Annotated in this window: 22 protein-coding genes; 11 read left to right on the plus strand and 11 right to left on the minus strand. The window is 61.8% G+C overall.

What is annotated here, in order from left to right; translation table 11 throughout:
• Positions 1–204: 204 nt before the first annotated feature.
• Complete coding sequence (locus tag QN085_RS00360) at positions 205–423, plus strand: PA3496 family putative envelope integrity protein (RefSeq protein ID WP_080563834.1); 219 nt, start codon at positions 205–207, stop codon at positions 421–423.
• Here QN085_RS00360 and QN085_RS00365 read toward each other — a convergent pair.
• Complete coding sequence (locus QN085_RS00365; RefSeq protein WP_015272364.1) at positions 365–1,327, minus strand: LysR family transcriptional regulator; 963 nt, start codon at positions 1,325–1,327, stop codon at positions 365–367. The genes QN085_RS00360 and QN085_RS00365 overlap by 59 nt on opposite strands.
• Positions 1,328–1,516: 189 nt before the next feature.
• On the opposite strand from QN085_RS00365, the gene QN085_RS00370 reads away from it, so the two are divergent.
• Together QN085_RS00370 and oadA are read left to right on the plus strand one after the other, a co-directional pair.
• Entirely contained in the window at positions 1,517–2,932 is a 1,416-nt protein-coding gene (locus QN085_RS00370) for an acetyl-CoA carboxylase biotin carboxylase subunit (RefSeq protein ID WP_013974837.1), read from the plus strand.
• Positions 2,933–2,943: 11 nt separating this feature from the next.
• Positions 2,944–4,752, plus strand: a complete 1,809-nt coding sequence (gene oadA / locus QN085_RS00375) for a sodium-extruding oxaloacetate decarboxylase subunit alpha (RefSeq protein ID WP_013974836.1) — start codon at positions 2,944–2,946, stop codon at positions 4,750–4,752.
• A gap of 179 nt (positions 4,753–4,931) precedes the next feature.
• On the opposite strand, the gene QN085_RS00380 is transcribed toward oadA, so the two are convergent.
• Genes QN085_RS00380 through QN085_RS00390 form a run of 3 tightly spaced genes read right to left on the minus strand, consistent with a single transcriptional unit; the run spans position 4,932 to position 6,699 of the window.
• Positions 4,932–5,603, minus strand: coding sequence for a GNAT family N-acetyltransferase (locus QN085_RS00380; protein WP_013974835.1), 672 nt, complete (start codon positions 5,601–5,603; stop codon positions 4,932–4,934).
• Between the two features lie 8 nt (positions 5,604–5,611).
• Positions 5,612–6,058 (minus strand): GNAT family N-acetyltransferase, encoded by a 447-nt coding sequence (locus tag QN085_RS00385; protein ID WP_003260065.1) that lies wholly within the window; start codon positions 6,056–6,058, stop codon positions 5,612–5,614.
• Between the two features lie 11 nt (positions 6,059–6,069).
• Positions 6,070–6,699 carry an FMN-binding negative transcriptional regulator gene (locus QN085_RS00390; RefSeq protein ID WP_013974834.1) on the minus strand — a complete coding sequence of 210 codons (630 nt, stop codon included), beginning with the start codon at positions 6,697–6,699 and terminating at the stop codon, positions 6,070–6,072.
• Between the two features lie 90 nt (positions 6,700–6,789).
• Between QN085_RS00390 and pdxR the strand changes: the two genes are divergently transcribed.
• Entirely contained in the window at positions 6,790–8,334 is a 1,545-nt protein-coding gene (pdxR, locus tag QN085_RS00395) for a MocR-like pyridoxine biosynthesis transcription factor PdxR (protein ID WP_023660643.1), read from the plus strand.
• Between the two features lie 30 nt (positions 8,335–8,364).
• On the opposite strand, the gene QN085_RS00400 is transcribed toward pdxR, so the two are convergent.
• From QN085_RS00400 to aspA, 4 genes are all read right to left on the minus strand, one after another.
• Positions 8,365–9,468: a polyamine ABC transporter substrate-binding protein gene (locus tag QN085_RS00400; RefSeq protein WP_013974832.1), complete on the minus strand. Its 1,104-nt coding sequence runs from the start codon at positions 9,466–9,468 to the stop codon at positions 8,365–8,367.
• The gene (locus tag QN085_RS00405; RefSeq protein ID WP_013974831.1) at positions 9,468–10,511 is read right to left on the minus strand and encodes a histone deacetylase family protein; all 1,044 of its coding nucleotides are present in this window, start codon (positions 10,509–10,511) and stop codon (positions 9,468–9,470) included. Before QN085_RS00405 ends, QN085_RS00400 begins: the two co-directional genes overlap by 1 nt.
• Before the next feature lie 232 nt (positions 10,512–10,743).
• Positions 10,744–11,736 (minus strand): AraC family transcriptional regulator, encoded by a 993-nt coding sequence (locus QN085_RS00410; protein ID WP_013974830.1) that lies wholly within the window; start codon positions 11,734–11,736, stop codon positions 10,744–10,746.
• 183 nt (positions 11,737–11,919) lie between these two features.
• Positions 11,920–13,344 (minus strand): aspartate ammonia-lyase, encoded by a 1,425-nt coding sequence (gene aspA / locus QN085_RS00415; RefSeq protein WP_003260072.1) that lies wholly within the window; start codon positions 13,342–13,344, stop codon positions 11,920–11,922.
• Positions 13,345–13,526: 182 nt separating this feature from the next.
• Between aspA and QN085_RS00420 the strand changes: the two genes are divergently transcribed.
• Entirely contained in the window at positions 13,527–14,444 is a 918-nt protein-coding gene (locus tag QN085_RS00420) for a LysR substrate-binding domain-containing protein (RefSeq protein ID WP_013974829.1), read from the plus strand.
• Here QN085_RS00420 and QN085_RS00425 read toward each other — a convergent pair.
• Entirely contained in the window at positions 14,436–15,062 is a 627-nt protein-coding gene (locus tag QN085_RS00425; protein WP_023660640.1) for a zinc metalloprotease, read from the minus strand. The two genes, QN085_RS00420 and QN085_RS00425, sit on opposite strands and share 9 nt — an antisense overlap.
• Before the next feature lie 270 nt (positions 15,063–15,332).
• On the opposite strand from QN085_RS00425, the gene purE reads away from it, so the two are divergent.
• From purE to QN085_RS00445, 4 genes are all read left to right on the plus strand, one after another.
• Positions 15,333–15,824, plus strand: a complete 492-nt coding sequence (gene purE / locus QN085_RS00430) for a 5-(carboxyamino)imidazole ribonucleotide mutase (protein ID WP_003253304.1) — start codon at positions 15,333–15,335, stop codon at positions 15,822–15,824.
• 10 nt (positions 15,825–15,834) lie between these two features.
• Entirely contained in the window at positions 15,835–16,917 is a 1,083-nt protein-coding gene (locus tag QN085_RS00435; RefSeq protein WP_013974827.1) for a 5-(carboxyamino)imidazole ribonucleotide synthase, read from the plus strand.
• Between the two features lie 96 nt (positions 16,918–17,013).
• Positions 17,014–17,259, plus strand: coding sequence for a GlsB/YeaQ/YmgE family stress response membrane protein (locus QN085_RS00440; RefSeq protein ID WP_013974826.1), 246 nt, complete (start codon positions 17,014–17,016; stop codon positions 17,257–17,259).
• Positions 17,260–17,307: 48 nt separating this feature from the next.
• Positions 17,308–17,841, plus strand: coding sequence for a DUF3299 domain-containing protein (locus QN085_RS00445; protein WP_371033897.1), 534 nt, complete (start codon positions 17,308–17,310; stop codon positions 17,839–17,841).
• A 124-nt stretch (positions 17,842–17,965) separates the two neighbouring features.
• Here QN085_RS00445 and QN085_RS00450 read toward each other — a convergent pair whose 3' ends face one another.
• Together QN085_RS00450 and QN085_RS00455 are read right to left on the minus strand one after the other, a co-directional pair.
• Positions 17,966–18,862 carry a D-hexose-6-phosphate mutarotase gene (locus QN085_RS00450; RefSeq protein ID WP_031324246.1) on the minus strand — a complete coding sequence of 299 codons (897 nt, stop codon included), beginning with the start codon at positions 18,860–18,862 and terminating at the stop codon, positions 17,966–17,968.
• Positions 18,863–18,933: 71 nt separating this feature from the next.
• Positions 18,934–19,332: an acyl-CoA thioesterase gene (locus QN085_RS00455; RefSeq protein ID WP_003253317.1), complete on the minus strand. Its 399-nt coding sequence runs from the start codon at positions 19,330–19,332 to the stop codon at positions 18,934–18,936.
• Between the two features lie 361 nt (positions 19,333–19,693).
• On the opposite strand from QN085_RS00455, the gene QN085_RS00460 reads away from it, so the two are divergent.
• A complete protein-coding gene (locus tag QN085_RS00460; protein ID WP_003258167.1) occupies positions 19,694–20,983 on the plus strand; it encodes an MFS transporter in 1,290 nt (429 codons plus the stop codon).
• A 224-nt stretch (positions 20,984–21,207) separates the two neighbouring features.
• On the plus strand, positions 21,208–22,206 hold the full coding sequence (locus tag QN085_RS00465) for a phosphate ABC transporter substrate-binding protein PstS (RefSeq protein WP_013974822.1): 999 nt from the start codon (positions 21,208–21,210) through the stop codon (positions 22,204–22,206).
• Positions 22,207–22,249: the final 43 nt, after the last annotated feature.

A 22,249-nucleotide genomic window follows, 5' to 3' on the forward strand; every position in this document is an offset into this window, starting at 1 on the left:
TTGTGCCGGCCCTTTCGCGGGTAAACCCGCTCCCACAGGTACTGCACCGTCCTTGAGGCTGGTGAGCACCTGTGGGAGCGGGTTTACCCGCGAAGAGGCCGACACAGGCGCTATAAATTTCACTGTTTTGTCACCATTCCACAGCCAAACCGTAAACCACTCAAGCCAGTATGAAACTCCCGCATCCTATCTGGGAGACAGGCAATGGCTCGTGACTTCGACGGTACGTACCAACCCAGCGCCAAGGCTCGCAAGCAGCAGGAAAAGGATCAGCGCCGCATGGAATACCGCCGCGCGATCGAGAGCTATTGCGACCAACGTCAACTGCTCCGCGAACTAGTGGACTACCCCGAGCTGCAAGAGCTCACGGTCTGGCAGGCGTCGGCAGCAGCTTCCCCGAAAAACGCTCAACCAGCGCGCTGATCAGCGCACGTTCGCTGCGGATGAATGCCAGAAAGGCCAAGGCCACCGGCGACTGCCGTTTGGCCTTGGACTGCACCACGCACCAACTGCGGTACAGCGGCAGTTCTTCCACCGGCAGCTCCCTCAATACACCGGTAGCCAGCTCCAGGTTGACCGCATGGCGGGTAAGCATGGCAATCCCCAGCCCGGCAATTACGCACTCGCGCTGGGCGTCGGCCGAGGCCACCTCCAGGGTCTGGGTGAAATGCACGCGCTTGTCCTTGAAGTATTCCTCGCAAGCCTTGCGCGTGCCCGAACCCTGTTCGCGGACCAGCAGGGTATGAGGCTCCAGGTCCTGCAGGCGCAGTTGCTCCAGCTTGCACAGCGGGTGCTCGGGCGGCGCCACCGCGATGATCGGGTTGTTGAGGAACGGCAGAAACTCCAGCCCCATGTCCTGCGGCACCATGGACATGATGATCAGGTCGTCGCGGTTGTCCGACAGGCGGCGGATGGCCTGGGCGCGATTGACCACTGTCAGGGTCAGGTTGACCTCCGGGTGACGCTGCTTGAAGGCCGCGAACAGGTGTGGCACGAAGTACTTGGCACTGGACTCGATCGCCAGTTTCAACTGCCCCTGCAATGAGCCCTGCATGTCCGAAAGTTGCATGTCCAGGCTCTCCAGGCGCCCGAAGATATCGCGGCTGGCGCGTTGCAGGGCCTCGGCAGCTTCGGTCAGGTAGAGTTTCTTGCCCACGTACTCGAACAGCGGCTGACCGATCAGCTCTTCGAGCTGACGGATCTGTAGACTAACGGCGGGTTGCGTAAGCGCCATCTCTTCCGCCGCACGGCTGTATGAACGCAAATCGCAGACCTCGTTGAAGATCTGCAGTTGACGCAAAGTCATACGCATCAAGGACTTACGCATTTTTATCCGCCCTTCGGCAACACCTTGTTACCGCACTATAAGCTTTTGCTAATACAGCCCCTAACAAATATTGATTTTTGTTTATTAACCTACAGCGCTAGGGTGAATGTGCGACTGGCCAGCAACGTCTGGTCACGCGCCGACCGGGAGAACCGGCTCGACTGTTCCTACGGCTTTGGGAAGACTCCAGTGATAAAAAAAATCCTGATCGCCAACCGAGGTGAAATTGCAGTTCGGATCGTGCGTGCCTGCGCCGAGATGGGCATTCGCTCGGTGGCGATCTATTCCGACGCCGACCGCCATGCGTTGCACGTCAAGCGCGCCGACGAAGCCCACAGCATTGGTGCCGAGCCGCTGGCCGGTTACCTGAACCCGCGCAAGCTGGTGAACCTGGCTGTGGAAACCGGCTGTGATGCCCTGCACCCAGGTTATGGTTTCCTGTCGGAAAATGCTGAACTGGCAGAGATTTGCGCCGAGCGCGGGATCAAGTTCATCGGCCCTGCCGCCGAGGTCATCCGCCGCATGGGCGACAAGACCGAAGCGCGTCGCACCATGATCGCCGCTGGTGTGCCGGTAACCCCGGGTACAGAAGGCAACGTTGCCGATATTCACGAAGCCCTGAGCGAAGGTGACCGCATCGGTTACCCGGTCATGCTCAAGGCCACCTCTGGTGGTGGCGGCCGTGGTATTCGCCGTTGCAACAGCCGTGAAGAACTGGAACAGAACTTCCCCCGCGTCATCTCCGAGGCTACCAAGGCCTTTGGTTCTGCGGAAGTGTTCCTGGAAAAGTGCATCGTCAACCCCAAGCACATCGAGGCGCAGATCCTCGGTGACAGCTTTGGCAACGTCGTGCACCTGTTCGAGCGCGACTGCTCGATCCAGCGCCGCAACCAGAAACTCATCGAAATCGCCCCGAGCCCACAGCTCACCCCCGAACAGCGCGCCTACATCGGCGACCTGGCGGTGCGTGCGGCCAAGGCAGTGAACTACGAGAACGCCGGTACCGTGGAGTTCCTGCTCGCCGATGGCGAGGTGTACTTCATGGAAATGAACACCCGGGTGCAGGTGGAACACACCATCACCGAGGAAATCACCGGTATCGACATCGTCCGTGAGCAGATCCGCATTGCCTCGGGCCTGCCGCTGTCGGTCAAGCAGGAAGACATCCAGCACCGCGGTTACGCGCTGCAGTTCCGCATCAACGCCGAAGATCCGAAGAACAACTTCCTGCCCAGCTTCGGCAAGATCACCCGTTACTACGCACCCGGCGGCCCGGGCGTGCGTACCGACACGGCGATCTACACCGGCTACACCATCCCGCCGTTCTACGACTCCATGTGCCTGAAACTGGTGGTGTGGGCGTTGACCTGGGAAGAAGCCATGGACCGCGGCCTGCGGGCCCTGGACGACATGCGCGTGCAAGGGGTGAAGACCACCGCCGCGTACTACCAGGAAATCCTGCGCAATCCGGAATTCCGTAGCGGCCAGTTCAACACCAGCTTCGTCGAAAGCCACCCGGAACTGACCAATTACTCGATCAAGCGCAAACCCGAAGAGCTGGCCCTGGCCATCGCCGCCGCCATCGCCGCCCACGCAGGCCTGTGAGGAACCCCATAATGTCCAAGAAAATTCACGTAACCGACACGATCCTGCGCGACGCCCACCAGTCCCTGCTGGCCACCCGCATGCGTACCGAAGACATGCTGCCGATCTGCGACAAGCTCGACAAGGTCGGCTACTGGTCGCTGGAAGTCTGGGGTGGCGCCACCTTCGACGCCTGCGTGCGCTTCCTCAAGGAAGACCCGTGGGAGCGCCTGCGCAAGCTGCGCGCCGCGCTGCCCAACACCCGCCTGCAAATGCTGCTGCGCGGCCAGAACCTGCTGGGCTACCGCCACTACAGCGACGACGTGGTCAAGGCGTTCGTCGCCAAGGCCGCAGTCAACGGTATCGACGTGTTCCGTATCTTCGATGCCATGAACGACGTGCGTAACCTGCGCGTGGCCATTGAAGCGGTCAAGGCTGCCGGCAAACACGCTCAGGGTACCATCGCCTACACCACCAGCCCGGTGCACACCATCGAAGCCTTCGTGAACCAGGCCAAGCAGATGGAAGCCATGGGTTGCGACTCGATCGCGATCAAGGACATGGCCGGCCTGCTGACCCCGTTCGCCACCGGCGAACTGGTCAAGGCGCTGAAAGCCGAGCAGTCGCTGCCGGTGTTCATCCACTCCCACGACACTGCCGGCCTGGCCGCAATGTGCCAGCTGAAGGCTGTGGAAAACGGCGCCGATCACATCGACACCGCCATCTCCAGCTTCGCTTGGGGCACCAGCCACCCGGGTACCGAGTCGATGGTTGCCGCGCTCAAAGGCAGCGAATTCGATACTGGCCTGGACTTGGAACTGCTGCAGGAAATCGGCCTGTACTTCTATGCCGTGCGCAAGAAGTACCACCAGTTCGAAAGCGAGTTCACCGCCGTGGACACCCGCGTGCAGGTCAACCAGGTACCGGGCGGCATGATTTCCAACCTGGCCAACCAGCTCAAGGAGCAGGGCGCCCTCAACCGCATGAATGAAGTGCTGGCTGAGATCCCGCGCGTGCGTGAAGACCTTGGCTTCCCACCGCTGGTGACCCCGACCTCGCAGATCGTCGGTACCCAGGCGTTCTTCAACGTGCTGGCCGGCGAGCGCTACAAGACCATCACCAACGAGGTGAAGCTGTACCTGCAAGGCGGTTACGGCAAGGCTCCGGGCGTGGTCAACGAGCAGCTGCGCCGTCAGGCGATCGGCAGTGAAGAAGTGATCGACGTGCGCCCGGCCGACCTGCTGAAGCCGGAAATGGCCAAGCTGCGTGCCGATATCGGCGCCCTGGCCCGTTGCGAAGAAGACGTGCTGACTTTCGCCATGTTCCCTGACATTGGCCGCAAGTTCCTCGAAGAACGCGAAGCCGGCACCCTGACTCCCGAAGTCCTGCTGCCAATTCCTGAAGCGGGCGCAGTGGCGTCCCATAGCGGTGAAGGCGTACCGACCGAGTTCGTCATCGACGTGCACGGCGAAACCTACCGTGTCGACATCACCGGTGTGGGCGTGAAGGCCGAAGGCAAGCGCCACTTCTACCTGTCGATCGACGGCATGCCGGAAGAAGTGGTGTTCGAGCCGCTCAACGAATTCGTCGGCGGCGGCAGCAGCAAGCGCAAGCAGGCCAGTGCCCCGGGCCACGTCAGCACCACCATGCCAGGCAACATCGTCGATGTGCTGGTCAAGGAAGGCGACATGGTCAAGACCGGCCAGGCCGTGCTGATCACCGAAGCCATGAAGATGGAGACCGAAGTGCAGGCGGGTATCGCTGGCAAGGTGGTGGCCATCCACGTGGCCAAGGGCGACCGTGTGACTCCGGGCGAGATCCTGATCGAGATCGAGGGCTGAGATAAGCCCTCATCTACAAGCGGTTAACCTCTGGGGAGCGGATGCTCCCCTTTTTTTCGCGTTGAATCTGCCGGCCTCTTCGCAGCACAAGGCTGCTCCTACAGGCCCCCGCAAGCCTGAGGTCAGTACCTGTGGGAGCGGGTTTACCCGCGAAGAGGCCGGCTGATCTAACACAACTCTCAACCTTTACGGCATGCCTCAAGTGTTTCTACCTGACCTCCAGGTTGTTGGTTGGTATCGCTCAACCACCGCTCGAACCCAGCAGCCACCGCTGGCCACTCATCATCGGTAATCGAATACCACGCCGTATCCCGATTGTGGTCCTTCACCACCAGGTGCTTGCGGAACACTCCTTCATAGACAAAGCCAAACCGCTCCGCCGCGCGCTTGGAGCGGGCGTTGGCGTTGTTGCACTTCCACTCCAGCCGGCGGTTGCCCAGCTCGAAGCCCAGCTTGCCCAGCAGGTACACTGCCTCGGTGCCCTTGGGTGTACGCTGCATGGCGGCGCCGAAGGCGATGTGGCCAATTTCGATGCGACCGTGGTCGGGCACGATCGACATCAGGCTGAGGATGCCCTGGGCCTGGCCGCTGGTGCGGTCGATGACGGTGTAGAACAGCGGGTCGCGGCCGGCGGCGTTGCCTTCCAGCCAACGGTCGAAGGCGGCACGCTCGGCAAATGGGCCATAGGGCAAGTAGTCCCACAGTGCCGGATCGGCAGCCGGGCCTTGCAACACCTCCCAGAGGTCGTCGCCATGTCGCGCCGGGTCAAGCTTTTCGAGGCGGATGAAACGGCCGTCGATAGGCTCGGCCTGTGGGACTGCGGCGGGTTTCCAGTTCAATGCGTCGGTCATGTTCGGCCTTAGAACTCTTTGCGGAATTGGATGAAGCCCGAGCGCTCGGCAACCTGTTGGTACAGGCTGATGGCGGTGGCGTTGGTCTCATGGGTCACCCAGTACACCTTGATGCAGTTGTCGGTCTTGGCTTGGGCGTAGACGTGCTCGATCAGCTGGCGGCCGATGCCCAGGCCGCGCTGCCCGCTGTCCACGTACAGGTCCTGCAGGTAGCAGGCGTTGCCAATGCTCCAGTTGGAACGATGGTAGATGAAGTTGACCATGCCCACCGCCTTGCCATCGACCCAGGCCAAGGCTGAATGGGTCGGTTCGTTTGGGTCGAGCAGGCGTTGCCAGGTGCTGAGGCTGACCTCTTCGGCCAATTCGGATTCATAGAAGTGCAAGTAGGCCTGCCACAGGGCAAGCCAGGCAGCATGGTCTTGGGTGGTGACAGGACGCAGGGTGACGCTGGACATGGGCTATTCCTTCAGAGTTGGCGCATATGCGCCGCGAGTTGGTTATCCAGGTAATCGGGGCTGGCGCTAAGGCCTTCACGCACGCCGGCAATGTCTTGCTCAGAGCGGTTCTGGCTTAGCTTGCGCGCGCCTTGCAGGCGGGTGATGGGCAAGCGAACACCGACGATGGCGCGGAGCATGCCATCGAGGTAATCACGCGGGGCGTCGGTGACTTTCCACGGTTCGCCGCGGCCTTGTTCGTGGCGCTCGGTCAGTCGGCTGACAATGGCCAGCAAGGGTTCGGCTTCGTGGATCACTTCGGCTGGGCCATAGGCGTGCACGGCCAAGTAGTTCCAGGTTGGCACCACCTTGGGGTTGTCGGCCTTGCTCGGGTAGTAACCGGGGCTGACATAGGCATCGGCGCCGGGGAACACCAGCAGGGCTTCGCCACCTTGCCTCAGGTCGTGCCATTGGGGGTTGGCCCGCGCCAGGTGGGCATAGACGGTGCCGAATTCGCCTTCGGCAATATCGACCAGCACTGGCAGGTGCGTGGCCAGCAGGCCTTGTTCGCCCTGGCTGACCAGGATGGCCAGACGGGTGTCGAGCATGTGCTGGTGCAGGCGCCCGAGGTCGTGTTCCTGATGGGGTTTGCTGTTGTACATGCTCGGTTTCCTTGTGCGATGGCTCCATCCTAGGCAGGCTATTGGTTCATAGTAAGAGCCATTAACAGCTGTTTTTATAGGTCCAATGCCATGAACGAGCGCCCCCTCGTGTTGCCTTTCGACCCTGCCGGGATCGACCTCGATCGCCGCCGCGGGCTCAGCCAGCAGCTGTACCAGGCGCTACGTGCGCGGGTGCTGGACGGGCGCCTGAGCAGTGGCACACGGCTACCGGCCACTCGTGATCTGGCCGCCATGCTGGCGCTGTCACGCAACAGTGTGGTGCGGGCCTATGACCAGCTATATGCCGAGGGCTACATCGAAAGCCGGGTAGGCGACGGCACCTATGTCAGCCAGTTACCGAAGCTCTCCAGTGCAAAACTATCCACACAAGTATCCACAGGGTTATCCCGTGGGTTATCAACAGACTTATCCACATCTCCCTCAGAAAATACTGAGGATTTATCCAGCAAGCGTCGTTCCAGCGAGCCTTTGCAGCGCCTGAAAAGTAACCATCTGCCGCCCCCAAGAAGCGGTGCACCGCGTGCTTTTCGCGTCGGTATTCCGGCGTTCGACCTGTTCCCCTTCGACGTCTGGGCCAAGCTGCAGGCGGGTTTCTGGCGCAACCCGGCTCCGGCGCAGTTGGGTTATGGTGACCCGGCAGGCGAGCCGCTGCTGCGCGAACTGATCGCGGCCTACCTGCGTCGCTCGCGTGGACTGAGTTGTACCGCTGAACAAATTGTGATCACCAGTGGTGCGCAGCAGGCAATCAGCCTTTGTGCACAGTTGCTGTTGCAGCCGGGCGACGGTGTGGCTGTGGAAAACCCGGGTTACCGCGCAGCCGGGCATGCCTTTGCGCTGGCCGGTGGCAGGTTGTGTGGCGTGCCGGTGGACGAGGATGGCATGGACTGTCGCCGGCTCGGGCAACTGACGGATTGCCGGCTGGCCTACGTCACGCCAGCCCACCAGTACCCGACCGGGGTGACCATGAGCCTGGCGCGACGCCTGGAACTGCTGGCATGGGCCGAGCGCAGCGAAGGCTGGATCATCGAAGACGACTACGACGGCGAGTACCGGTACAGCGGTGCGCCCTTGGCCCCGCTAGCGGCGCTCGACCGGCACGGGCGGGTGCTGTACGTCGGTACCTTCGGCAAGATCGCCTTTCCGGCGTTGCGCCTGGGCTATCTGGTACTGCCACCACAACTGGCGCAGCCGTTCAGCCAGGGCAGGGCGCTGGCGGTGCGGCATTCAGAGGTCAGTAGCCAGTGCGTGATGGCCGAGTTCATGGCCCGGGGGCACTTCCAGCGGCATATTCGGCGCATGCGCAAGGCGGCGTTGAGCCGGCGCAATGTGCTGAAGGCTGGCTGGCCCGTGGATATTCCGGGTTTGAGCGGCATGCCGGAGGTGGCGGCCGGGCTGCATGTGAAGGTCGATGTGGATAACTTTGCGCGGGAGCAGGAGTTGGTGGCCAAGGCTGAAGCGGTGGGGGTTGAGGTGACGCCGCTTAGCAATTTCTGGCTGGCTGACAGCGAGGTGCCTGTGGATAAAAGGGCAGGGCTGGTGCTGGGGTTTGCAGCGGTGCCGGAGGGGGAGATTGCCGAGGCGTTGATGCGCTTGCGCAAGGCCTGGAGAAAGTGAATGGGGCCGCCTAGCGGCCCCGGCTCTAAATCAGGTACCAGACTTGATCCGTGTCCAGGCCCTGGTCCGAGCTCGCTCGACATCCCGCGCCAAGGGCTTGAGGGTATACAGCTTGGCCATCGCCTCCGCTGTCGGATACAGGTTGGGGTTGTTGCGAATCGCCGGGTCGACCTTGTCGGTCGCATCCTTGTTCGGGTTCGGGTACCCGACAAAGTCGCTGATAGGCGCAATCACCTCAGGCCGCAGTAAGTAGTTGATGAACGCGTGGGCATCTTCCGGGTTGGTCGCATTCTTCGGAATCGCCAGCATGTCGAACCAGATCGGTGCACCTTCCTTGGGCAGGCGCATGTCCACCACCACGCCATTCTTCGCCTCGCGGGCGCGGTTGGCTGCCTGAGAGAAGCTACCGCTGTAGCCCACTGCAACGCAGATATCGCCGTTGGCGATGTCAGCCATGTACTTCGAGGAATGGAAGTAGGTGATGTGCGGGCGAATCTTCAGCATCAGCGCTTCGGCTTTCTTGTAATCAGCCGGTTTGTCGCTGTTCGGTGGCAGGCCCAGGTACTGCAGGGCCAGCGGCATGATCTCCGACGGCGAGTCGAGCAGGGCCACGCCGCATTGCTTGAGCTTAGCGATGTTCTCTTCCTTGAAGATCAGGTCCCAACTGTCCACCGGGGCGTTGTCGCCGAGCGCAGCCTTGACCTTGGCCGGGTTGAAGCCGATCAACACTGTGCCGTACATGTAGGGTACGGCAAATTTGTTGCCGGGGTCGTTGGCTTCGATCAGCTTCATCAGCGCCGGGTCCAGGTGCTGCCAGTTCGGCAGCTTGCTGCGGTCCAGCGGCTGGAACACACCCGCTTCGATCTGCTTGGCGAGGAACACGTTGGATGGCACTACCACGTCATATCCGGAGTTGCCGGTCAGCAGTTTCGCTTCCAGCGCCTCGTTGGTGTCGAAGATGTCGTAGACCAGCTTCACTCCGCTGTCTTTCTGGAACTCGGTGAGAGTTTGCGGAGTGATGTAGTCGAACCAGTTGAACACCCGCAGGGTGCGCTGTTCGGCCTGGGCCTGCAGGGCACCAGTGAACAGGGTAGCGGCGATGAACGGGGCGAGCAGACGCTTGAGTCGAACCATTATCGGGCTCCTGGCTGGGCCTGCTGGAAGCCTTCCAGCACATTGACCGCGTTGATACCGATTTCTTCCACAGCGTAGCCGCCTTCCATCACGAAAAGGGTCGGCTTGCCGAGCTGGGCGATGCGCTTGCCCATTTCCAGGTAGTCCGGGCTGTCCAGCTTGAACTGCGAGATCGGGTCGTCTTTGAAGGTATCCACACCCAGCGAGATCACCAGCACTTCAGCGTCATAGGCGGCGATGCGCTGGCAGGCGTCCTCCAGGGCGGCGTTCCAGGCGGCCCAGTCGCTGCCAGCCGGCAGTGGGTAGTTGATGTTGCAGCCTTCGCCGGCACCCTCGCCGGTTTCATCGGCATAGCCGAGGAAGAACGGGAACTCGTCGCGCGGGTCGCCATGGATCGAGGCGAAGAACACATCGTTGCGGCTGTAGAAGATGTCTTGGGTGCCGTTGCCGTGGTGATAGTCGACATCGAGAATTGCGACCTTGCGCCGGCCCTGGTCAAGGAAGGCCTGGGCGGCGATGGCGGCGTTGTTCAGGTAGCAATAGCCGCCCATGACTTCGCCAGCCGCATGGTGCCCTGGCGGGCGGCACAGGGCGAAGGCGGAATGGGCGCCTTGCTGGATCGCCGCCTGGGCGGTGAGGGCGACCTGGGCGGCGCTGTAGGCAGCCTGCCAGGTCCCGGCGGTGATCGGTGCGCCGGCGTCGAAGCTGTAGTAGCCCAGCTCACCGTGCAGGCCGGTGGGTTTTATCTGGCGCAGGGAGCGTGCGGGCCAGGTGAATGGCAGCAGGTCGCCTTCCTGGCCCAGTGCGGCCCAGCGCGCCCAGGCACCTTCGAAGAAATCCAGGTAGTCGGCACTGTGGATGCGCAGCAACGGTGCACGGCCATAGTCGGTGGGGCCCTGGATGTCGCCAAGGTTGCGCTTTTTCACCTGGTCGAGCACATGGTCGGCGCGTGACGGCATTTCGAAACAGGGCATCAGCTTGCCGTCGATCAGCTCGCAGCGGCCATGGTGCAGGCGGTGGTCATCGGAATAGATCGTCAGCATTGTTGTTCTCCATTGGATACTGGCGTGGGCCCATTTTCATGGGCGAGCCAGTGGGGGAGAACGACGCATACGGCCAAAAGGGGATCGATGTGGCCAAGCTTCATTGGCAGAATTTGTTGGTGGCCTGTACTGGCCCTTTCGCGGGTGAACCCGCTCCCACAGGTACAGTGTTGCACCTGAGTGGGTGCAATCCCTGTGGGAGCGGGTTCACCCGCGAAAGGGCCGGTACAGTTCAACCGCGAAAATGGCTTGGCGCTACACCACTCCAGCGCTGGAAGGCATGCCGAAAACTGGCGGTCTCGCTGAACCCCAGGGACTCGGCAATCCGGTAGATCGGCATCTGCGCATCAGCCAGCAACTGTTTGGCCCGCTCGAACCTCAGTTCATCCAGCAGCTGTTGATAACTGCTGCCCAACGCCTGCAAATGCCGGCGCAGGGTGCGCGATGAGCAGTTCATCTGCCGTGCCAGCCCTTCCAGCCCGGGCGCTGCATCCAGTTGCTGCGCCAGCAGTTGGCGAATCCGCCCCAGCCAGGCCTGGCGGCCGGTGAATTCCAGGTTCAGGCGCCGGCAGCGTTCGCTCATTGCCTTGTGGGTAATCGGGTCGGCCAGCGGCAGTGGCGTGTCCAGCCAGCGCCGTTCGAAGGCAAAGGCATTGTCCTCGGCGTCGAAACCGACCGGGCACTGGAATGCCCCGGTATAGAGAGCATGGTAACCGGGCCGTGGGTGTTCAAAACGAGCACCCAGCAGGGGCAGCGGGCGGCCGAGCAGGTCGTCGCAGATGACCTTCAGCGACACCAGGCAGAACTCTGCATTGAAGGCGGTCAGCGCCGGGCTGTCGTGGTAATCGCTGGCGCTGAACCAGACACGCTGACCGTCATCGAGCAAACGCAGCTTGAAGATTGTTCCCAGCAGTGCCGGATACTGCAGTGCCAAGCGCAAGGCGTCACCCAAAGTGGCACTGGAGAGCAGGGCGTAACCAAGCATGCCGTAGCACGACACATGCATGCGCTGGCCCAGCTCCAGGCCTATATCTTCGCGTCGGGCAACGGCGTTGGCGCACACCTGCAGTTCCTGCTGGGTGGTGATACGCGCATCGGCATGGCCCAGGTCTGCCGGGCCGATGCCGCTGCCGGCCAGCAGCGCCGACGCCTCGCAACCGTCTGCCTGGAAGACGTTGAGGATCAGCGAAACCGCGTTGAGGGTGGTCAGGTGGCTGTGCAGCATGCTGGGTAATCCCGTTGGCCTGGGACGCATTATGGAGCAAGTTGTGTGCCGATGTTCGGGGGGCCGAAAAGCAGCCCCAAAATCCTTCAGGCAAAAAAAAGGCCCGAAGCATAGGCTCGGGCCTTTGAAAGGTTGAGAGGTGTCTAGTCCCTCGACCTGGTGAGACTGTTTACAGCAGCCTGGTTACGCCTTCAGCGGAACCAGACGGGGAGCGATCATGTTTTCCGGACGCAGGATGTCGTCGAGCATCGCGTCGTCCAGCAGCTTCTCTTCGCGCACCAGTTCCAGTACGCCGCGGCCGGTTTCCAGGGCAACGCGGGCGATACGGGTGGCGTTTTCGTAGCCGATGTACGGGTTCAGGGCGGTGACCAGGCCGATCGAGTGCTCGACCAGTTCACGGCAGCGCTGTTCGTTGGCGGTGATGCCGACGATGCAGTGCTCGCGCAGCATGTCCATGGCACGTTGCAGCAGGCGGATCGAGTCGAAGATCTTGTAGGCGATCAGCGGCTCCATCACGTTCAGCTGCAGCTGGCCACCTTCGGCGGCGACGGTCAGGGCCAGGTCGTTGCCCATGATGGCGAAGGCCACCTGGTTGACGGCTTCCGGGATAACCGGGTTGACCTTGCCTGGCATGATCGAGCTGCCTGGCTGACGCGCTGGCAGGTTGATCTCGTTGATGCCGGTGCGTGGGCCGCTGGACAGCAGGCGCAGGTCGTTGCAAATCTTCGACAGCTTGACTGCAGTACGCTTGAGCATGCCGGAGAACAGTACGAAGGCGCCCATGTCGGAGGTGGCTTCGATCAGGTCGGCAGCCGGTACCAGCGGTTGGCCGCTGATGGCAGCCAGGCGCTGTACGGCCAGGGCCTGGTAGCCAGGGTCGGCGTTGATGCCGGTACCGATGGCGGTACCGCCCAGGTTGATTTCGGTCAGCAGTTCCGGGGCCAGCGAGCGCAGGCGCTGCAGGTCCTCGGTCATGGTGGTGGCGAAGGCACGGAATTCCTGGCCCAGGGTCATCGGTACCGCGTCCTGCAGCTGGGTACGGCCCATCTTCAGTACGTGGTCGAACTCTTTACCCTTGGCAGCGAAGGCCTGGATCAGGCTGTCGAGGCTGGCCAGCAGCGCGTCGTGGCCCAGCAGCAGGCCCAGGCGGATAGCCGTCGGGTAGGCGTCGTTGGTCGACTGCGCCATGTTCACGTCGTTGTTCGGGTGCAGGTACTGGTACTCACCCTTCTGGTGGCCCATGGCCTCCAGCGCAACGTTGGCGATCACTTCGTTGGCGTTCATGTTGGTAGAAGTACCAGCACCGCCCTGGATCATGTCCACCACGAACTGGTCGTGGTAATCGCCTTTGATCAGGCGGGCGCAGGCTGCGGTGATGGCAGCGTGCTTGGCATCGCTCAGGTGGCCCAGCTCACGGTTGGCGTCAGCAGCAGCCTGCTTGACCATGGCCAGGGCCACGACCAGCTTCGGGTAGTGCGACAGCGGAACACCGGAGAGGTGGAAGTTGTTGGCAGCGCGCAGGGTCTGGATGCCGTAGTAGGCATCTGCAGGAACTTCAAGGGTACCCAACAAATCTTTTTCGACGCGGAACGATGCAGCGGAGGACATGATGTATATCATCTCGATTTTGACCCGGCACATGCCGGAATGGCGCCAATCCTAGGCCTGAAGGTGATTTTGCGGCCAATGCTGTTGCACGCTAACCTATGCACAAACGGCATAGTGTTTCATGTGACGCCAATTGATATTCGAGCGTGTTCCATTTTGGTGCACGCCAGGAGATGTGCTTCGTGAACCTTGAAAGCAAATGGCTGGAAGACTTCAGCGCGCTGGCTGCGACCCGCAGTTTTTCCCAGGCGGCAGAGCGGCGTTTCGTTACCCAACCTGCCTTCAGCCGGCGTATACGCAGTCTGGAAGCAGCTTTGGGCCTGCAATTGGTGAATCGTTCCCGCACGCCGATCGAACTGACCGAGGCCGGGCAGCTGTTTCTCGTCACCGCGCGTACTGTTGTCGACCAATTGAGCGAAATTCTCCGCCATTTGCATCACCTGGAGGGCGGGCAGGGTGAAGTGGTACAGGTGGCCGCTGCACACTCGCTGGCGTCGGGCTTTTTCCCGCGTTGGGTGGCCCAGTTGCGCAACGATGGTTTGAACATCGCCACCCGCCTGGTTGCGACCAACGTCGGAGATGCCGTACATGCATTGCGTGAAGGTGGTTGCGACCTGATGCTGGCCTTCTATGACCCGGATGCCGCCTTGCAGATGGATGCCGAAATCTTCCCGTCGCTGCACATGGGCACCACTGAAATGTTGCCGGTGTGCGCCGTGGATGCCGACGGCAAGCCGTTGTTCGACCTGGAAGGCGAGGGCAGTGTGCCGCTGCTGGCGTATACCGCCGGCGCTTTCCTCGGTCGGTCGGTCAATTTGCTGCTGCGCCAGCGAAACCTGCGCTATACCACCGTCTACGAAACCGCCATGGCCGACAGCCTCAAGAGCATGGCGTTGGAGGGCATGGGCATCGCCTGGGTGCCGCGCCTGTCGATGCGTGGCGAACTGGAGCGTGGCGAACTGGCTATCTGCGGCGGCAGCCAGTGGCATGTGCCACTGGAAATTCGTCTGTACCGCTGCGCACTGGTGCGCAAGGCCAACGTCCGCTTGTTGTGGCGCAAGCTTGAGTCGTCAGGCGCACAAGGTGAGGCTTCAGTTTGAGTTGTATTTCAAGTAGTCCGCGATATTCGCGCGATTCTTGTCGCTATAGCGGTAGCAATTGGATCGGGCCGGTACACGGGGGTGGGTGTACGTTTCACACACCCAGCCATTGAATTTCAGCTCCGCATCTTCGTGCGTGGCGCCTAGCAAATGACCGATTTCATGGGCTGGAGCACCGTATGCACCTGCCGACGCAATAGCCGTGTTTTGCTTCTGATAGGCAAGGCCTGCGTTGTAGTTCAGGCCGCTGTGATCATAGCTGTTGCGCGTCAGCAGCAGCTGTTTATCCATAAAGGAAAAGGATGGGTGGCGCTGTTGTTCATGCAGTTGCCGGGCGAAGGCCTCGAGTAGTTGAGCGGACGGCATTCCTGCATAAGCAATATCGGTAATGTGTTCTACCTCGCGTTGAAATATGATCTCGATGGACTGTTGGCTGAAACTGCGCATCTCGTCCAGCCAATGCTGAAAGAAGTCCTTGTTCAATTGCTCATCGCTCATGTCGGCAAGGTCGTCGTGAACATAGACGGTGACGGTAAGCGAGCGGGCAGCAGAAGCAGCTGGCAGTTGCAAGCTGAGTACCAGGCCACACGAAAGCGCGAAGAGGCGTGAAACACTCATATGTACGTACCTGAATTTTCGAGATCGGGGATACAAGCGTCTGGTATTCGTCAACCCAGAGGCGGCAGGAAAAAGTTGTCCTGCGAGACAGCTTGCCCTTTGATCAGACATGTGCTTGCGGGGGTGGGCGCAGGGCCTTGAAATACGCTACAATCCCGCGCCTTCGGCCGACCTGGTCGATTTAGAATCCGTATGACAAGCCACGCCGGCCCACCTGCGTGGCTTGTTGCTTTTAGCGCGCCAGAAGGCGCTTGCAGGAGAGGCTCGACGATGAGTGCACTGGTTGGCGTGATCATGGGCTCCAAGTCCGATTGGTCCACCCTTAGCCACACCGCCGATATGCTGGAAAAACTCGGCATTCCCTACGAGGTGAAGGTGGTTTCCGCCCACCGTACCCCGGATCTGCTGTTCCAGTATGCCGAGGAGGCTGAGGGTCGTGGCATCGAGGTGATCATCGCCGGTGCCGGTGGCGCTGCCCACCTGCCAGGCATGTGCGCCGCCAAGACCCACCTGCCGGTGCTGGGTGTGCCCGTGCAATCGTCGATGCTGTCGGGTGTCGATTCGCTGCTGTCGATCGTGCAGATGCCAGCCGGCGTGCCGGTTGCCACCCTGGCCATCGGTCGTGCCGGTGCGGTCAACGCGGCGCTGCTGTCGGCCAGCATCCTCGGCGCCAAGTACCCGCAGTACCACGCGGCGCTCAAGCAGTTCCGCACGGAACAGACCGACACCGTGCTGGACAACCCAGACCCGCGCCAGGCTTGAGGCTCAACCCATGAAGATCGGTGTAATCGGTGGCGGCCAGCTGGGCCGCATGCTGGCCCTGGCGGGTACCCCGCTGGGCATGAACTTCGCCTTCCTCGACCCGGCGCCGGACGCCTGCGCTGCGCCGCTGGGCGAGCACCTGCGTGCCGACTACGGCGACCAGGACCACCTGCGCCAGCTGGCCGACGAAGTCGACCTGGTCACCTTCGAGTTCGAAAGCGTCCCGGCCGAGACCGTGGCCTTCCTCTCGCAGTTCGTGCCGGTGTACCCCAGCGCCGAAGCGCTGCGCATCGCCCGTGACCGCCTGTTCGAAAAGAGCATGTTCCGTGACCTGGGTATCCCTACCCCGGCCTTCGCCGACATCCTCTCGCAGGCCGACCTGGACGCCGCGGTGGCCAGCATCGGCCTGCCGGCCGTGCTGAAAACCCGCACCCTGGGTTACGACGGCAAGGGTCAGAAGGTGCTGCGCACGCCTGAGGACGTGGTCGGTACCTTTGCCGAGCTGGGCAGCGTACCTTGCCTGCTGGAAGGCTTTGTGCCGTTCACCGGCGAAGTGTCGCTGGTAGCCGTGCGTGCCCGTGATGGTGAAACCCGCTTCTACCCGCTGGTGCACAACACCCACGAAAGCGGCATCCTGCGCCTGTCGGTCGCCAGCCAGGCGCATCCGCTGCAGGCCCTGGCCGAAGACTACGTCGGCCGTGTGCTGCAAAAGCTGGATTACGTAGGCGTCATGGCCTTCGAGTTCTTCGAAGTGGACGGTGGCCTTAAGGCCAACGAAATTGCCCCGCGCGTGCACAACTCAGGGCACTGGACCATCGAAGGCGCCGAATGCAGCCAGTTCGAGAACCACCTGCGCGCCGTCGCCGGCCTGCCGCTGGGCTCGACCGCCAAGGTCGGCGAGAGCGCGATGCTCAACTTCATCGGTGAAGTGCCGGCGGTGGAAAAGGTAGTTGCCATCGGTGACTGCCACCTGCATCACTATGGCAAGGCGTTCAAGGCCGGTCGCAAGGTTGGCCACGCCACCCTGCGCTGCCACGACATGGCCACCCTCGAGCGCAAGATTGCCGAAGTAGAAGCCCTGATCGGCAACTGATCGAACTTCTACCAGCGGCTTGCCCTCTGAAATGGCAACGAGCCAAAGCGCTGTCTAGGCTTTGGCTTGTTCCATCTTCACTGCAGAGGGATTGCCATGGGTATCATTGGAACCATCTTCATCGGCCTCATCGTTGGCCTGCTGGCCCGCTTCATCAAGCCGGGCGACGACAGCATGGGCTGGATCATGACCATCTTGCTGGGGATTGCCGGCTCCCTGCTGGCCACCTACGGCGGCCAGGCACTGGGCATCTATCAGGCCGGGCAGGCTGCGGGATTCCTTGGCGCGCTGGTCGGTGCCGTGATCCTTCTGCTGATTTACGGATTCATCAAGAAGCGCTGATTAGTGGTTAGAATGCCCGGCAATTCATTGGAGTTGCCGAGCATTTTCATGCGTGCCTTTTTCCTCGCCCCACTGTTGCTGGCCAGCGCCCTGGCCCATGCCGAACTGCCTGAAACCGACTGGCTGGAGCTGATGCCCGAGTCTGATCAGCAGGCGCTCGAGCAAATGCCCGAAATCGACCACAATTCGCCGGAAGCCATGGGTACCTTTACCGACAAGGGCGGCCTGAAGCAGAGCAAAGGCCTGCCGGCGGTGATGTACTCGACCAAGACGGTGGCGGCCATGAATGGCAAGGATATTCGCCTTGGGGGCTACCCGGTGCCGCTGGAGAGTGATGCCAAGGGCAACAGCACGCTGTTCTTCCTGGTGCCGTACCCGGGCGCGTGCATCCATGTGCCGCCGCCACCGCCGAACCAGCTGGTGCTGGTGCGCTATCCGAAGGGTCTGAAGATCGATGATATCTACACACCGCTGTGGGTCAGCGGCAAGCTGAAGGTGGAGAAGGTCAGCAATGACCTGGCCGATGCGGCCTATGCGCTGGATGCCGGGAAGGTGAGGGTGGTGGAGGACGCAGACCTCTGATCGCCTGCACTGGCCTCTTCGCGGGCTTGCCCGCTCCCACAGGTACTCCACAATTTTCAAGGCTTGTGGAGTACCTGTGGGAGCGGGCAAGCCCGCGAAGAGGCCCGCATAGGCACTGCAAGACTCAGATCATTTCACAGCCAATCCTGACCACCAGCGAGCTGCTGCCCCCAGGCTTCAATTCCACCAAGTCATCCCACACATTCGCCGTCTCGATGCACAGCATCCGCTGCCACCCATCGTCGGCCATGTCTGGCAGTTCCCTGGCCCGTTCAGTCCAAGGGTTCCAGATCACCGCCGAGCGCGACCCACTGCTGGTCAAGGTAATGCGCCGCTCCCAATGCGGGTCGACGATGCTAAGAGTTTGCGGGGTCGCCAGGTAGATCCGGTCAGTCTCCCCGGCAAACCCTAGTGGCCCCTTCTGCTGGCGCTGCTCCCAGTCAGCCAGGGTCTCGATATAGCTCAGCCCTTCCACCCCTTCGACCCGCGCTTGGCGCACATCACTGACGGCAAAGTAGCTGTGCAGTGCCTGGCTGATGGTGACGGGGGTATTTCCCATGTTCCGGCTGGTCAGGTTCAGCCGCAGGTCCTCGCCCAGCTCCACTACCAGCTTCAGCTCGACGTCATGAGGCCAGCCAGGCAGGTCACCCTGCGCTTCCGGCAGTTCGAATTCGATGCGCAGGCCTTCGCCCGCCTCCTCGATACCCAGCAATTGCCAGTCGCGCGCGCGCGCCAGGCCGTGGGCGGGTGCCTGTTCGCCGTGGTACATGGCCTGCACGGCCTGGGGGTTGCGCTGCAGGTTGCCGAACCACGGCCAGCACACCGGCACACCGGCGCGTACCGACTTGCCCTTACGGAAGATGGCCTGGTCGCTCAGCCACAGCAGCGGTGGCTGGCCAACGCGCTGGTAGCTGAGGATCTGCGCGCCCTGCTGGGCGATCAGTAGTTCGGCGTGGTCACTGCTGATACGCCAGCAGTTGAGTTCGCCATGTTGCTCGGTTACGACCTGGAAGGTAGCCATTGCATTCATCTCATTGATTGCCAGTGGGCCTTGGACCCGGGCACATGCAATGAGTTTACCGCCGGCGTGGCTCAGCGACGAGGTACGGAGCGGGTGCGGCCACTGCCGTCGATAGCGACGAAGACGAAGACTGCTTCGGTGACCTTGCGCCATTCGCTGGACAGCGGGTCGTCGCTCCACACTTCGACCATCATCTGGATCGAGCTGCGGCCGATTTCCAGGGTTTGGGTATAGAACGATAGCTGCGCGCCGACGGCGACCGGGACCAGAAAGGCCATGCGGTCGATGGCCACGGTGGCCACGCGGCCGCCGGCGACACGACTGGCCATGGCGGTGCCGGCCAGGTCCATCTGGGCGACAAGCCAGCCGCCGAAGATGTCGCCAAACCCGTTGGTTTCGCGCGGGAGTGCGGTGATCTGCAAGGCCAGGTCGCCTTGCGGGATTGGATCTTCTTGTTCGAGCTCAATCATGCGATGGGGCCTCTGACCCGTGACGCTTTTCGTTGGTGTGGCGCAAAGGCCGGGTAAACGATTCAGCTTGAAACATACTACGCCGATTTCGTTTCACTGGGCGGCCGTAGGGAAACTCTGCGAAACCGCCTGACAGTAATGACCGGCGTTTTCGCACAACATCCCACGTTAGGAGCAACCTTTTCCTACGAAGTGCCAGTATATAGAGCATAACGGCCAGCGACGACCGCGCATTCATGAATATGTGTAGGGATTTTGTATCGCTTTCGGCGCAGCTCAGCAATTTGCTATCTTCGCCTGTCTCCCAATCCAGAAGCCGCATGCCAAGCGGCCTGCATGCCCACAAAGAGAACAATGAGCGATGACCTCCGTGCCGAGCAGTATCGAGCAGCCTTCGCGGCCGCTGACCCGCAGTGACTACAAGACCCTCTCACTGTCCGCCCTGGGCGGCGCGCTGGAGTTCTACGACTTCATCATTTTCGTGTTCTTCGCCACAGTGGTCGGCAAGCTGTTTTTCCCGGCTGACATGCCCGAATGGCTGCGCCTGATGCAAACCTTTGGCATTTTCGCCGCCGGCTACCTGGCGCGGCCGCTGGGCGGCATCATCATGGCCCACTTCGGTGACCTGCTCGGGCGCAAGAAGATGTTCACCCTGAGCATCTTCATGATGGCCCTGCCAACGCTGATCATGGGCCTGCTGCCGACCTATGCACAGATCGGCATGTGGGCGCCGATCCTGTTGCTGCTGATGCGCGTGATCCAGGGCGCGGCCATCGGTGGCGAGGTACCGGGCGCCTGGGTATTCGTGTCCGAGCACGTGCCAGAGCGCAACACCGGCTACGCCTGCGGCACCCTCACCGCAGGCCTGACCGCGGGCATCCTGCTTGGTTCGCTGGTGGCGACCCTGATCAACAGCGTCTACAGCGCACAGGAAGTGGCCGATTACGCCTGGCGTATCCCGTTCCTGCTTGGCGGTGTATTCGGCCTGTTCTCGGTGTACCTGCGCCGTTGGCTGCACGAAACCCCGGTGTTCGCCGAGATGCAGCAGCGCAAGGCGCTGGCCGAGGAGCTGCCGTTGCGCGCGGTGCTGCGTGACCATCGCGGCGCGATCATCCTGTCGATGCTGCTGACCTGGATGCTGTCAGCCGCCATCGTGGTGCTCATCCTGATGACTCCGGCGCTGCTGCAGAGCATCTACCACATCAGCCCCACCGACTCGCTCAAGGCCAACAGCCTGGCCATCGTGCTGCTCAGCTTCGGCTGCATCGGCGCTGGCAGCCTGGCCGATCGCTTCGGCGCGGGCCGGGTGTTCGTGATCGGCAGCCTGCTGCTGCTGGCGACCTCCTGGACCTTCTACCACAGCCTGCCGACCCGGCCCGAACTGCTGTTCCCACTGTATGCAGTGACCGGCCTGTGCGTGGGCGTGATTGGCGCGGTGCCTTATGTGATGGTCAAGGCGTTCCCGGCGGTGGTGCGCTTCAGCGGGCTGTCGTTCTCGTACAACGTGGCCTACGCGATCTTTGGCGGGCTGACGCCGATGGTGGTGACTGCGCTGTTGAAAGTGAGCCCGATGGCGCCGGCCTACTATGTGGCGGGGCTGTGTGCCGTTGGTCTGGTTGTTGGCCTGTACCTCCTGGCCAACAAGCGTTAAGGCTGCTGGCCTCTTCGCGGCTAAAGCCGCTCCTACAGAAATCGCACCGGCTTCAAGGCAATGCCGCACCTGTGGGAGCGGCTTTAGCCGCGAAGAGGCCAGACCTGCTTTTGATGATGGCCTTTCATCCAATTGTCATATTCAAGTCATATCGTATTCATGCGGCCTGCAGATACTTGGGCCCGTTCCATCCAACACCCCAATATTCCTGCTAGGAGCAAGGCATGAAACTGAAGCGTTTGATGGCGGCCCTCACCTTTGCCGCCGCTGGCGTTGCAACCGCCAACGCGGTAGCCGCTGTCGATCCTGCGATCCCGACCTACACCAAGACCACTGGTGTTTCGGGCAACCTCTCCAGCGTCGGTTCGGACACCCTCGCCAACCTGATGACTCTGTGGGCCGAGGCCTACAAGAAGGAATATCCGAACGTAAACATCCAGATCCAGGCTGCCGGCTCCTCCACCGCGCCACCCGCGCTGACCGAAGGCACCGCCAACCTCGGCCCGATGAGCCGCAAGATGAAGGACGTCGAGCTGCAGGCCTTCGAGCAGAAGTACGGCTACAAACCGACCGCCATCCCGGTCGCCGTAGACGCCCTGGCTGTGTTCGTGCACAAGGACAACCCGATCAAAGGCCTGACCATGGCCCAGGTCGACGCCATCTTCTCTTCCACCCGCCTGTGCGGTGGCAAAGCCGACGTCAAGACCTGGGGTGACCTGGGCGTGACCGGCGACCTGGCCAACAAGCCAGTACAGCTGTTCGGCCGTAACTCGGTATCGGGCACCTACGGCTACTTCAAGGAAGAAGCCCTGTGCAAAGGCGACTTCAAGCCTAACGTCAACGAACAGCCTGGCTCGGCTTCGGTCGTGCAGTCGATCAGCTCCTCGCTGAACGGCATCGGCTACTCGGGCATCGGCTACAAGACCGCCAGCGTCAAGACTGTGGCCCTGGCCAAGAAGGAAGGCGGCGAGTTCGTTGAAGACAACGAAGCCAACGCTCTGAACGGCACCTACCCGCTGTCGCGCTTCCTGTACGTCTACGTCAACAAGGCTCCGAACAAGCCTCTGGCTCCGCTGGAAGCCGAGTTCGTCAAGCTGGTGCTGTCGCAAGCCGGCCAGCAGGTCGTGGTGAAGGATGGCTACATCCCGCTGCCGGCCAAAGTCGTCGACAAGACCTTGGCTGACCTGGGCCTGTCCCACGCAGGTAACGTCGCAAAGAAGTAAGTAACTGAGGGGAAGGCCGGCGCTGATGCCCGGCCTCTTCCAC

Origin of the sequence: Pseudomonas sp. M2(2023), assembly GCF_030263955.1 — a bacterium.
In the GTDB taxonomy this organism is placed as follows: Bacteria; Pseudomonadota; Gammaproteobacteria; order Pseudomonadales; family Pseudomonadaceae; genus Aquipseudomonas; species Aquipseudomonas asiatica.